The sequence below is a fragment of the Streptosporangium sp. NPDC048886 genome (assembly GCF_055586905.1).
In genome coordinates, this window is the sequence record NZ_JBVJHH010000035.1 from 91,395 (window position 1) to 103,379 (window position 11,985).

General features: G+C 72.5%; 10 protein-coding genes and 1 pseudogene. 8 read left to right on the forward strand and 3 right to left on the reverse strand.

The features are described 5' to 3' along the window. The first annotated feature begins 31 nt into the window (after positions 1-31). The 5 genes and pseudogenes from ACZ6R6_RS35185 to ACZ6R6_RS35205 all read left to right on the forward strand — a co-directional run bounded on the left by ACZ6R6_RS35185 (position 32) and on the right by ACZ6R6_RS35205 (position 5,904). On the forward strand, positions 32-1,030 hold the full coding sequence (locus ACZ6R6_RS35185) for a hypothetical protein (protein ID WP_470100753.1): 999 nt from the start codon (positions 32-34) through the stop codon (positions 1,028-1,030). A 244-nt stretch (positions 1,031-1,274) separates the two neighbouring features. Beyond that, positions 1,275-1,895 (forward strand): glycosyltransferase, encoded by a 621-nt coding sequence (locus ACZ6R6_RS35190; protein WP_470100755.1) that lies wholly within the window; start codon positions 1,275-1,277, stop codon positions 1,893-1,895. 47 nt (positions 1,896-1,942) lie between these two features. Further along, positions 1,943-2,356: pseudogene (locus ACZ6R6_RS35195) on the forward strand (asparagine synthase (glutamine-hydrolyzing)); the annotation flags it as partial. Between the two features lie 310 nt (positions 2,357-2,666). Then, positions 2,667-3,788, forward strand: a complete 1,122-nt coding sequence (locus ACZ6R6_RS35200) for an asparagine synthetase B family protein (protein WP_470100815.1) — start codon at positions 2,667-2,669, stop codon at positions 3,786-3,788. 670 nt (positions 3,789-4,458) lie between these two features. Continuing rightward, positions 4,459-5,904: an alpha/beta fold hydrolase gene (locus ACZ6R6_RS35205; RefSeq protein WP_470100756.1), complete on the forward strand. Its 1,446-nt coding sequence runs from the start codon at positions 4,459-4,461 to the stop codon at positions 5,902-5,904. Positions 5,905-5,968: 64 nt separating this feature from the next. On the opposite strand, the gene ACZ6R6_RS35210 is transcribed toward ACZ6R6_RS35205, so the two are convergent. Next, positions 5,969-7,213: a sensor histidine kinase gene (locus ACZ6R6_RS35210; protein WP_470100758.1), complete on the reverse strand. Its 1,245-nt coding sequence runs from the start codon at positions 7,211-7,213 to the stop codon at positions 5,969-5,971. Positions 7,214-7,337: 124 nt separating this feature from the next. Here ACZ6R6_RS35210 and ACZ6R6_RS35215 point away from each other — a divergent pair, with 124 nt between their 5' ends. Beyond that, positions 7,338-8,096, forward strand: coding sequence for a TSUP family transporter (locus ACZ6R6_RS35215; RefSeq protein ID WP_470100760.1), 759 nt, complete (start codon positions 7,338-7,340; stop codon positions 8,094-8,096). Positions 8,097-8,116: 20 nt separating this feature from the next. Here the strand turns inward: ACZ6R6_RS35215 and ACZ6R6_RS35220 are convergent, their stop codons facing one another. Continuing rightward, positions 8,117-9,292, reverse strand: coding sequence for an MFS transporter (locus ACZ6R6_RS35220; protein WP_470100762.1), 1,176 nt, complete (start codon positions 9,290-9,292; stop codon positions 8,117-8,119). 14 nt (positions 9,293-9,306) lie between these two features. Further along, on the reverse strand, positions 9,307-10,065 hold the full coding sequence (locus ACZ6R6_RS35225; protein WP_306870208.1) for a DeoR/GlpR family DNA-binding transcription regulator: 759 nt from the start codon (positions 10,063-10,065) through the stop codon (positions 9,307-9,309). A gap of 56 nt (positions 10,066-10,121) precedes the next feature. On the opposite strand from ACZ6R6_RS35225, the gene ACZ6R6_RS35230 reads away from it, so the two are divergent. Then, positions 10,122-11,105: a helix-turn-helix transcriptional regulator gene (locus tag ACZ6R6_RS35230; RefSeq protein ID WP_470100765.1), complete on the forward strand. Its 984-nt coding sequence runs from the start codon at positions 10,122-10,124 to the stop codon at positions 11,103-11,105. Between the two features lie 40 nt (positions 11,106-11,145). Beyond that, positions 11,146-11,796, forward strand: coding sequence for a LysE family translocator (locus ACZ6R6_RS35235; RefSeq protein ID WP_470100767.1), 651 nt, complete (start codon positions 11,146-11,148; stop codon positions 11,794-11,796). Positions 11,797-11,985 lie beyond the last annotated feature (189 nt).

Here is an 11,985-nt window from a genome sequence, read left to right on the forward strand (position 1 = left end):
GATTGTCGGAGGCCTCTGGAATCTTGGCGGCATGACCCTCTTCATCTACCGCAGTCATTACGAGGGCCCGCTCAGCAAGCGGGTCCGCCGTCTGCCCGACGCCACGGTGCTCGACTGGTTCCGCCGCGGCTGGGCGGCGGTGGTGCGGGAGGGGCACGACACCGAGGCGTGGATCGCGGCCGAGCTGGGCGGGCCGGTCTACGGGTTCGGCACGATCTTCGAGGCCGCCCGCCGGGACGGGATCGCGGCCCCGGGCACCTGGCAGGAGCTCCGCGACCTCCTGCAACGGCATCTCTACGTCGAGGGCGAGGTGCGGGCCGACGAGCAGAGCGTGCGGGTGCTGACCGACGACGACGAGGTCGAGCTCGCCTACTTCTTCCTCGACGACTCCCTCGTGCGGGCCCGCGCCGACCGCCTGGCCTATCTGGCGCACGACGGCTGGCCGCTGCCCGAGACCGTCGGCGGGGCGGAGCCCGCCCCGTTCGCCTCGCCGGTCCCGGTCGAGGAGCTCGCGCCGGCCCGGCCCGGGGGAGCGGGCACCACCTACGCGGTCCTGCTGACCTTCTGCGACAGCGAGAGCATCGGCTGGCTGACCCCGTGGTCCTTCCCCGGCGTCCGGCTGCCGGAGCTCGCGGCCCACCTGCGGGCACTCGACCCCGGCAGCGGCTGGCCGCGGGAGCTGACGGTGCTCCGCGCGCTGACGGCCCCCGGCGACGGCGGGATCGGCCCCGCGCTGGACCGCTGCAACCGGTGGCCGGACATGGAGCAGGCCCTCATCGGGGAGCACCGCCCCCTCCACGAGGGCTCCATGCGGCTGCTGGAGACCGCCGAGCTGGAGCAGGGCCGCGACCCGGATCGGACCCTCGTCCGGCACTCCCGCCACCTGGCCCAGATGTCGATCCACATGAACGACTTCTTCGGTCACCAGCAGTGGTTCCTGTTCGACGACGTGTGGGCGGCGGGCAACGCCGACCTCGCCCGGTCCCTGCTGCGCTACGCCCACGGCTGGGATCCGCTGGAGGCCGGGTGAGAGCCGGCTGCCCGCCCGGCGCGCACCGGCCCGGCGGGCCGCCCTCATCCGGAAGAGCACCACGCGCAGCGCGTCGGGCCCGGCTTCCGGGGCGGCGGCCTGCCGATACCGGTCTCCGGCGGCGCCATGGGCATTGCCGTATGTAACGCATTCGCCATCCTTCTGCGACACGTACACCGGCCATGGCCGCCCTTCGCCCACCAGTCATGATCACTCAAAGCAAGATCATGAAAGTGAAGAGTAGTTGAAGGGTGAGCCCGTCGACGGAGACGGCATCCGGCCGACCGTCTTCTCTCTCAGCCCACCGGCGCGGATCGTCACCTATCTGCCGATCGTGTGCTGTGTGGCCGATCTGAAAGCACACAAAGGGCACCGTTTTCTCATCGATGCCGTCGCACTGCTGGCCGCTCGGGGCACGCTGGGCACGCTGGTGCTCGCGGGCGAGGGACCCGAACGCGGGGCCCTGCTGCGGCAGGCGGCGGACTCCGGCGTGGACCTGCGGCTGCTGGGCTTGCGCAGGGATGTCGAGGCCCTGTTGAACCGGGCGTCGGTGGTGGTCCTCGCCTCCCTGTACGTGGGGATGAGCAACGCGGTCATGGAGGCGATGGCGGCGGGCAAGCCGATCGTGGCCACCGCGGTGGGCGGGACCTGCGAGCTGTTGAGCGGACGTGGCCTGCTGGTCCCCCCCGCCGATTCCCATGCACTGACCGGCGCCCTGGAGCGCGTGTTGCGCGACCCCGACCTGAGCGCCTCCCTCGGCCTGGCCGCACGCGACTGGGCGCTGGACAACCTCGGCGTACACTCCATGATCAGCCGGCATCTGGTTCTGTACCGGCGCCTTCTGGAAGAGCGATGTGCGGGATAGCCGGCGCCGTCTGCCTGGGAGGGGTGGATCCGGAGACGGTCCGCGCCATGTGCGAAACGATCGCGCACCGCGGCCCTGACGGCAGTGGCCTGCACGTCGAGCCTTCGGCCGTGCTGGGGACGCGCCGCCTGGCCGTCGTCGACGTGGCCGATGGCGATCAGCCCGTTTACAGCGAGGACGGCATGGTCGTCGCGGTGTTCAACGGGGAGATCTACAACTTCGCCGAACTGCGTGCCGAACTGCTGGCCAAGGGGCACCGTCTGGTCGCGAACGGCGATTCCGAATGTCTGGTCCACCTGTACGAAGAGCACGGGGACGCCCTTGTGCACCGGCTGCGCGGCATGTTCGCCTTCGCCCTGTGGGACGGGAACAGACGCAGACTGCTGCTGGCCCGCGACCGAGTGGGCAAGAAGCCGCTCTACTGGGGGATACGTTCCGGTACGCTGCGCTTCGCCTCCGAGCTGAAGGCGATGATCCACGACCCCCGGTGGCGCGGTGAGATCGACCCGGTCGCCCTCCACCACTACCTGACGTTCCAGTACGTCCCGGCCCCCTGGTCGATTTTCGAGGGCATCGGCAAGCTCCCGCCAGGTTCGACTCTGGTGTGGCAGGACGGCCACGTACGTGTCGACCGCTACTGGCGGCTGGACGCCACTCCCCGGCCGGTCGCCGCTGTGGAGGAGGAGGCCGAGCGGCTGCGCGGGCTGCTGCTGGAGGCGACCCGGCTGCGGATGATCGGCGAGCGCCCGATCGGCGCCTTCCTGTCGGGGGATCGACTCCTCGGCGGTCGTCGCGGCGATGGCGCGGCAATCGTCCCGCCCGGTCCGCACTTTCTGTATCGGCTTCGACGAGACCGGTTTCGACGAGCGAGAGCATGCCGAAGAGGTGGCCGCTCTCTACGGCACCGATCACTCGGAGCTGGTGCTCTCTGCTCCTCCTGTGGACCTGCTCCCCACCTTGGCCCGGCACTTCGACGAGCCGTTCGCCGACTCCTCGGCGATCCCCAGCTTCCTGGTGGCCAGAATGAGCAGCCAGGAAGTGACGGTGGTGCTCAACGGGGACGGCGGAGACGAGTCCTTCGGCGGCTACCGCCGCTACGCGCTGCTGCGGCAGGCCTGCCGGCTGTGGGTTCCGCCGATCGCCTCTCCATTGCTGGGCGCGGCGGGCAGGCGCCTGCGGGCCGCGTCGCGCCAGGGCTCGCTGGCCCGCAGAGTGGGGTGGGGCATGGAGCTGGCGGGGCTGCCGGTGGCCGACAAATACACGCATCTGATGTCCTACTTCACCGAGAGGCAGAAGCGGGAGATCTACACGCCGGGGCAGCGCGGCCGGGTGGCGGGCGTCCGCAGCGGCGCCATCGTCGAGCGGGCCTTCGAGGAGTCGTCGGCCGGCTGCGACCTCACCCGGGTCATGGATGTCGACGTCAACACCTACCTGCCGGGGGACCTGCTGGTGAAGGCCGACATCAGCACGATGGCCTCCTCTCTGGAGGCGCGCTCGCCCTTCCTGGACCATGTCCTGATGGAGTGGGCCGCCGGTCTGCCCGGCGAGCTGAAGATCTGCGGCGGGACGACGAAATACCTCCTCAAGCATGCCCTGGCGGACTGGCTGCCCGTACACCTGCTGGAGCGCCCGAAAACGGGGTTCGGGGTGCCGCTGGCCTCCTGGCTCAGGGCGGGGCTGCGCCCTCTGGCCCATGACGTGCTCACCGACGCCACCGCCCGCGGGCGGGGAGTCTTCGATCAGCGAGCCGTCGCCCGCCTGCTCACCGAACACGCCGCCGGCCGGGATCACTCCAACCGCATCTGGGTCCTGATGCAGTTCGAGCTCTGGCACCGGACCCACCTGCCCGTCCGGCCGGCCGTGGACGGCTGCGGACGGCTGCGACCTACGTGAGCGCCCCGCCGCTGTCTCCCCCCGCGCCCGGACGCGGACGGGACACGGTCCTCACACGCCTGGCCCAATGGCTCCGGTGTGGTGCAGGACGCCCCAGGCGTAGACCAGGTCGTAGGTCCCACATCGAGGAAGGTGCGCCCCGTGAGGTCCTCGACGCCCAAGGCCGCCCGCAGCGAGGCGGCCGCGCTGTGGATACGGGCTTCGTCGACGAGGTCGACGAAGGAGTTCCAGTTGCGGCCGAAAGCGAACCTGTCACCCCGTCGTATCTGCAGGAGGCTGTCGTCCATCGCCTCTCCTGTTCCATGCGCCGTGCACCGCGCACGGCGATGTCCGCTGAGCCCTCATGCCGCCACCGCCGCGCCGACGGCATGATCTCCGTCAGCGGTCGCTCCACGGAGGGCGGCACGGTCCCGCGGGCGGCGACACGCACCAGTCCGGCCACCGCCTGCGCCGTGTCAGGCAGGATCTGATGGTCCGACGATGATCTGTAACTTATCGCAGTCCGTTGATCACACGGCGGAGGCTGTGCCGGCGTTGCCGGTGTTCCGCTCCGTCGCATGCCCCCTCCTGTAATAGTGGATTTATTCTAGATTAAGCTCTCTATTATTCGGCTGTGCCGCACCGGGCCGTCGGTGCGGCCGGGACCCACCCCCGCCGGTCAAGGAGGATCATGTCCGAGCCCATCGACCCGCCCGCGTTGCGATCCCTGCTCGACGACGCGGACTTCGTGGACGTGCAGAGCATCGAGGGAGAGGTGACCCTACGGGAGTTCGTCGCACACTCCATCGGATGGGCGCCGGGGTGGCTGCGGGCCCTCTATCTCGCTCGCAGGGTCTTCGCGCGCCTGCTCCGCCTGGCCCATCGCGATGTCGTGCCGGGCTCGAACCTGGCGCCGGCGGAGATCCCGTTCACGCCGGGACGCAAGATCGGGTTCTTCACCGTCGTCGAAGGGGCGGAGGACCGCTATCTCCTGCTGGAGGCGACCGACTCGCACCTGGCGGCCTATCTGGCGATCCTCACCGAAACGGTCGGGCCCGGCCGCAGGCGGTTCCGCATGGTCACCGTCGTCAAGCACCTCCACTGGACGGGACCTGTCTACTTCGCCGTCATCCGCCCCTTCCACTACATGGTGGTCCGCGGCATGGGCCGCGCCGGAGCGCGGCGGCCCGGAGGGGGGACGCCGGCACCGGATTCCGGGCGGCGTGCCACGGCGGGGCGCCCGTCGCCCGCCGCCCGGATCCTGTCGGCGGCGGTGTCGCCGGTCGCGCCGCTGTACGGGGCCGCGCTGGCCTACCGTCTCTTCCACCCGCCGCGCCGGCGGCACCATCGGCGGCCGCAGGACTTCGGGCTGGCCGCCACAGTGCTGGCGATCCCGCTCGGCGGGGGAGGGCGACTGCACGCCTGGCTGTGCCCGGGGGCGCCGGACCGGGTGGTGGTGCTCGGACACGGCATCGGTCTGAGCAAGTCGGCGAGCCTCGCGCACGCGAAGTTCCTGCACGACGCCGGCTTCACGGTCTGCCTGTTCGACCATCGCAACCACGGGGCCAGCGGGCACGACCGCGCCCGGACGGGGCTCGGCGAGCGGTTCACCGACGACATCACCGCGACGGTGACCCACCTGAGGCGGGCCGAGGGGTACGGCTCGGCCCGCTTCGCCGTCTACGGCTTCTCCTTCTCCACCTTCTCGTCGCTGTACTCCCTGGCCCGTGAGGGGTTCGGCGTGGACGCCGTCGTCTGCGACAGCGGCCCGGGAGACGACCTCCCGCAGCTGTTCCGCAACTTCCTGGAGGCGGGCGGGCTGCCACTGCCGTCCCCGCTGCGCGGTCCGGGGCCCCGGGCGGCGGTGGCCGGCACCCTGGGCTCCCTGGCCACCGCGATGCTCGGCGCCTCCTGGCCGCCGCCGGCGGACGGCCCGCTCGCGCGCGTCCCGCTGCTGTTCATGTCGGGCGGGCGCGACCGCATCCTGCCCGCCTCGTCGGTGCGGGCGCTGGCAGGCCGTTATCCCCGAGCCGAGACGCACGTGCTGCCGGACGCCGACCACCTGACGGGACTGAAGACCGATCCCGGGGTCTACACCGCGACCGTCCTGGACTTCCTCGAAAGAGCCCTGAGGTGAGCGGGGCGGACGGCGCGAGACCGGGGATCCGATGAGCTCCGTTCCACCCACTCCGGCAAGCTGATCACGATCTACGGCGGGAGTGCCGGACGGGCTCCTGGGTGCCGCGCAGCGGGAGCCGGGCCGCCACCCGCCACTCCCCGTCCGTCGCCCCGGCCTCCAGGTGGCCGCCCAGCAGGGTCACCCGCTCGCGCATGCCCGCCACCCCCCGTCCGCCGCTCCGCCCCGACCGCTGCCTGATCTGGTTGCGCACCTCCAGCTCCAGGTGGTCCTCACGTACGGCCGCCGCCAGCCGGGCCGTCCCGCAGCCGTGCCGGATCGCGTTGGTCAGCGCCTCCTGGACGATCCGGTAGGCCTCCCGCGACACCAGGGCGGGCAGCGCGGACAGGTCGCCGGTGACCTCGGTGACGGCGCCGGTCGAGCGGACCAGCTCGGGCAGGTCGGCCAGGGTCCTGGCCGGGGCGCGCCCGCCGCTCTCCTCCTCGCGCAGCACCCCGAGCACGTGGTCCAGGTCCTCCAGGGCCGACCGCGCCGACTCCTCGATCACCGCCAGCGCGGCGCGCGCCGCCTCCGGGTCGCGGTCGAGCACCCGCCCGGCCGCGCCCGCCTGGATGGTCACCAGGCTGAGCGCGTGCCCGACGGAGTCGTGCAGCTCGCGGGCGAGCCGGTTGCGGGTGGCCAGCCGCCGGGTCCGCTCCTCCAGCGCCGCCAGCCGGTCGGCCGGGGTGGGGCCGAGCAGCACCGGGGCGAGCCGCGCCAGCAGCGCCCCGGCGCCCGCCACCGCGTGGACCAGCAGCACCGACGTCGCCACCGCCGCCGCCGGTCCCCACGCGCTGCTCCACCCGGCCTCCAGCGTCGTGCCGAAGAACCCGAGCCGGTCGCCCAGCAGGGGCAGCAGGCACAGCCAGACCACGAACGGCACCAGCGCGAGGGTCGCCCCCGCCAGCACCGCGCCGATCCCCAGATGGAGGGTGAACCAGGCCGCGGTACGGCGCCGCTCGGCCCAGGTGCGCGCCCGCCGGTCCGGGCCGTAGTCGATCCGGGCGTCCAGCAGGCCCCGCGCCGCGGTCAGCTCCAGCGCCCGTACCGGCAGGAACAGCCCGCTCAGCGCGATCAGGGGGAGCACGCCGGCGAAGACGACCGGCTGGGCCGACACCAGCGTGTAGCTCTGCGCCCCCGGCAGGCCCAGCAGCCCGGAGACCACCGTGCCGACCATCACGTACGGCATGGCCAGCGCGCCGCCCAGGATCAGGCACGTCCACCTCAGGTAGGTGGACGGGCTGGTCAGCGGGGCCAGGATGCGTCTCACGCCCCGATCCTCCCAGGCCGCCGGGGCGCTCGCCTCCCACCGGGGAGGGACCGTCTCCCCGCTGCGGGGGAGGTGTCGGTACGCTCTGCCCGGCGGACACGTAATTCGGGGGCTCGGCGTGGATATGGTGCAGATCATCCTGTTGCTTGTGGCGGCGGCCGGGGCGGGATGGGTCGACGCCGTGGTCGGCGGGGGAGGGCTGCTGCAGCTCCCCGTCCTCCTCATGGCCGGGCTCTCGCCGGTGCAGGCGCTGGCCACCAACAAGTTCGCCGCCATCTTCGGCACGGCCTCGGCGGCGGTGACCTACGCCAGGACCACCAAGCTCGAGACCGGGGTGGTGGTCCCCGCCGGGCTGGGCGCGGTGGTGGCCGCCGGGCTGGGCGCGGCGTCGGCGGCGGCGATCTCCAAGGACGCGCTCATCCCGCTGGTCATGGTCACGCTGGTGGGCGTGGCGCTGTTCGTCACCTTCCGCCCGGCGTTCGGCGCCCACCCCCGGCCTCATCTGCGCACCCGCGCGAGGGTCCTGGCCGCGATCGCCGTCACCGGTGCCGGGATCGCCTTCTACGACGGCATCCTGGGCCCGGGCACCGGCACCTTCCTGATCATCGCCTTCACCACCGTCCTCGGCATGGACTTCGTGAGCGCCTCGGCCCATTCCAAGATCATCAATTCCTGTACGAACCTGGGCGCCCTGGTGGTCTTCGCCTACCAGGGGCACGTGCTGTGGCTGCTCGGCCTGGCCATGGCCGTCTGCAACATCGCCGGGGCCCAGGCCGGCGCCCGGATGGCGCTGCGCCGGGGGGCCGGGTTCGTGCGTGCCGTCCTGCTGTGCGTGGTGATCGCGATGGTGGCCAAGCTCGGCTACGACCGGTTCGTCGCCTGACCACGCACCGCTGAACTGATCTACTTTGTAAGGGGCTCGGCCCGGAGCGCGGACGCCGCCAGTGCCACGAAGGCCGCCAGCAGCACGGGGACGGCCAGGGCGTGTGGCAGGCCCACCAGCTCGGCCAGGCCGCCGATCAGCACCGGGCCGCTGAGGAAGCCCACGTAGGACAGGCTCGCCACCCGGGCCAGCGCCTGCCCGGCACGGGCCGGATCGCGGCGCCCGGCGGCGGAGAAGACCTGCGGGACGATGCACGACAGGCCCGCGCCGAAACAGCCGAAGCCGATCACCGCGGCCACCGGATGATTGATCAGCAGGGCGGCGCCGAACCCCGAGGCGGCCAGCAGGCCGCAGCCGCGCACCAGCGTCACCGGGCCCAGCAGCATGGTCAGCCGGTCTCCGGCGAGGCGGCCGGCGGTCATCATGATGGAGAAGGCGGCGTAGGCCGCCGCGGCGAACCCGGCCGAGCTGCCGAGGTTGTCACGCAGGTAGACCGAGCTCCAGTCCGCCGCCGCCCCCTCTCCGATCATGCAGCAGATCCCGAGCACGCCCAGGAACAACAGGCCGCGGCCCCGGCCGGCCGCCGCGCCGCCGGCGACGGCCTCCGCGGCGGGTTCCCCGGGTGGCGTGAGAGCCCACCGGGAGGCCCACAGCGCCAGTGCGGCGATGACGGCGGCCGCGGCGGTGAAGGTGGCCGCGGGGGTGAGGCCGGCGTGCGCGAGCAGCCCGCCGACGGCCGCGCCGGCGAATCCGCCGATGCTGAACACCGCGTGGAAGGACGACATGAGGGGCCGGCCCATGGCCCGCTCGACCTCGACGGCGTTGGCGTTCATCGCCACGTCGAGTGTGCCGTGCACCAGGCCGAAGGCGAACAGTGAGATCGTCAGGGTGATGAGGTCCGGCATGGGGGCCGGCAGGATCAGCACGACGCTCTGCGCGAAGGCCATCGGCAGCATCACCTTGACGCTGCCGTAGCGGTCGACCAGGCGGCCCACCGCCTGCATGCCCGCTATCGCTCCGGCGGCGATGCCGAGCAGCGCGAGGCTGAGCCGGCCGTCGCTCAGCTCCAGTTGCTGTTTGATGGCGGGGATCCGCGCCGTCCACGTGCCGACGGCCATGCCGGCGAGCAGGAAGAGCAGGCAGACCGCGACCCGGCCGCGGACGAGCGCGCCGCGGTCGAGGGTGGTGACGTGCACGGGGGAGGCTCCAGTCAGACGGTGCGGACGATGACGCCCGCGGCGGTGAGGGCGTCGTGTTCGGCCGGGGGGAGTGCGGCGTCGGTGACCACCATGTCGAGGCGGTCCAGGGGGCAGACGGCGCCGAAGGCGGTGCGGGTGAACTTGCCCGAGTCGGTGGCGACGACGACGCGCCGCGCCGAGGCGATCGCCGCCTGCTTGACGGCGACGTCGGACAGGTCGTGGGCGGTCAGGCCGTGTGCGGCGGACAGGCCGCAGCAGCCGATGACCGCGGTGTCGAAGCGCAGGGAGCGGATGGCGTTCTCGGTCAGCGGGCCGACGAAGTTGAGCTCGCCGGGGCGGACCTCCCCTCCCGGGAGCACGAGGCGGATCCGCGGGGCCGTGGCGAGCTCGCCGGCGGACTGCAGGGAGAGCGGCAGGACCGTCAGCCGGCGCTCGCGGAGCGCGCGGGCGATCTCCAGATTGGTGGTGCCGCCGTCCAGGAGCACGGCCTCACCGTCGGCCAGCAGCGCCGCCACCTCGGCGGCGATGCGCCGCTTGACCTCCACCGCCTCGCGTTCGCGCACCCCGAAGGGGGGCTCCTCCCCGCGCAGCAGCAGGCTCACCGCGCCGCCGCGCACCCGCCGCACCACGCCCTGCTGGGCCAGCTCGTCGAGGTCGCGGCGGATGGTCATCTCCGACACCCCGTGCTCGGCCGCCAGCTCCGTCACCGACACGGTGTCGCTGACGCGCAGCGCGGACATGATCGCTCGAATCCGATCAGCACTTTCCATGTGTTCAATTGAACATGACTTATGTGACATTGGCAATCGTGCGGAACAATGACGTCATGCGTGCGAGTCGTCTGCTGTCACTCCTGCTGCTCCTGCAGACCCGGGGGCGCATGACGGCCACCGAGCTGTCGCAGGAGCTGGAGGTCTCCATCCGGACGGTCTACCGGGACGTGGAGGCCCTGTCGTCGGCCGGGGTCCCGGTCTACGCCGACCGCGGCCCGGCCGGGGGATACCGGCTGCTGGACGGCTACCGCACCCGCCTCAACGGTCTGACCGCCGAGGAGGCCTCCTCGCTGTTCCTGGCCGGGCTGCCCGGCCCCGCCGCCGAGCTGGGGCTGGGGGAGGTGGCCGCCAACGCCGAGCTGAAGCTGCTCGCCGCGCTGCCCCCCGAGCCGCGTTCCCACGCCGCCCGGATGCGCGAGCGCTTCCACCTCGACGTCCCGGGATGGTACCGCGGCGCCGACGAGGCGCCCTTCCTCAGTGATGTCTCCGAGGCGGTGTGGGACCAGCGGCCGCTGCGCATGACCTATCGCCGCTGGGGGCCGCGCGACGTCGAGCGCCTGGCCCACCCCTACGGCCTGGTCCTCAAGGGCGGGTCGTGGTACATGGTGGCCGCCGCCGACGGGGGAGCGCCGCGCACCTACCGCGTGTCGCGGATCGTCACCGCCGAGCTCCTCGACGGCCGCTTCGAACGGCCCGGCGACTTCGACCTGGCCGCGTACTGGGAGCACTACGCGGCCGAGTTCCGGGCCCGGATGCACACCGCCGAGGCGCTGGTGCGGGTGGCGCCCGGCATCGAGGACATGCTGCGCTACACCGTCGGCGCCGACATCGCCGACGCCGCGCTGGCCGAGGCGGGCCCGCCCGACGAGCACGGCTGGGCCGTCGTGCGTCTGCCGATCGAGTCGGTCAGGCACGTCTCCTGGCTGCTGCTGCGCCTGGGCGCCGACATCGAGGTCCTCGGCCCCCCCGAGGTGCGCGAGCAGATGGCCGCCACGGTCGCCGAGCTCGCCGGGCTGTACGGCGCGCCCCGGGATTAAGCGATTGCCGACGACGTGAGACGCCGCGGATGATGACGGCATGTTCCTCATAGCCTTCATCGGCTCCTGCTTCCTGATCGCCATGATCCCCGGTGCCAGCACCGCGGTGATCCTGCGCCAGACCCTGAGAGCCGGGCGGGGGCCCGGCCTGGCGGCCACGCTCGGCAACGAGACCGGCATCCTGCTGTGGGCGCTGGCCGCCGCCTTCGGCCTGTCGGCGCTGGTGCTCGCCTCGGAGGTCGCCTACGACGTGATGCGGGTCGCCGGCGCGCTGTTCCTGGTCGCCATGGGCGCCCAGTCGCTGTGGCGGGTCCGTCGAGAGGGGCGGCGGGAGGGCGGAGCCGTACCGGAGCGGCCGGAGCCCGGGCCGGAGCCCGGAGAGCCCGCGCGGGGCTGGCGGCGCTCCTACCTGCTGGGCCTCACCACCTGCCTGGCCAATCCGAAGGCGGCGGTGTTCGCGATGTCGTTCCTGCCGCAGTTCGTCCCCGACGGGGCGGACGTGCCGCTTACGCTGGCGCTGCTCGCGGTGGTCTGGGTGCTGGTGGACACCGTCTGGTACGGCCTGTTCATCTGGACGGTGGCGCGCGCGAAGCTGGTCTTCGGCCGCCCCGCCGTGCGCCGCCGCCTGGAGGTGGTCTCCGGTGTGGTGCTGATCGGCTTCGGCCTGCGGCTGGCGGTGGAGGCGCGATGACGCTCTCGTCCGACGACGGGGGCACGGGCTGACCCCGGCCGCCTGCCCGCCTGAACCGTCCCTGGCGCGCCGCCTCGCGTCTCGCCGGGGGCCCCGGCCGGGTGCGGCCGGAACGCGATGGAAGGGCAATCACGATCGGTGACTCTTTGGGCTTGATTGACAACGTAACGTAAGGGTCCGTCTCGGGTG

What these genes read in the sequence shown, in the direction of transcription:
- ACZ6R6_RS35205 (WP_470100756.1), top strand. Translation starts at nt 4,459, where the DNA reads ATGTCCGAGCCCATCGACCCGCCCGCGTTGCGATCCCTGCTCGACGAC.
- ACZ6R6_RS35215 (WP_470100760.1), top strand. Translation starts at nt 7,338, where the DNA reads ATGGTGCAGATCATCCTGTTGCTTGTGGCGGCGGCCGGGGCGGGATGG.
- ACZ6R6_RS35235 (WP_470100767.1), top strand. Translation starts at nt 11,146, where the DNA reads ATGTTCCTCATAGCCTTCATCGGCTCCTGCTTCCTGATCGCCATGATC.
- ACZ6R6_RS35185 (WP_470100753.1), top strand. Translation starts at nt 32, where the DNA reads ATGACCCTCTTCATCTACCGCAGTCATTACGAGGGCCCGCTCAGCAAG.
- ACZ6R6_RS35230 (WP_470100765.1), top strand. Translation starts at nt 10,122, where the DNA reads ATGCGTGCGAGTCGTCTGCTGTCACTCCTGCTGCTCCTGCAGACCCGG.
- ACZ6R6_RS35225 (WP_306870208.1), bottom strand. Translation starts at nt 10,065, where the DNA reads ATGGAAAGTGCTGATCGGATTCGAGCGATCATGTCCGCGCTGCGCGTC.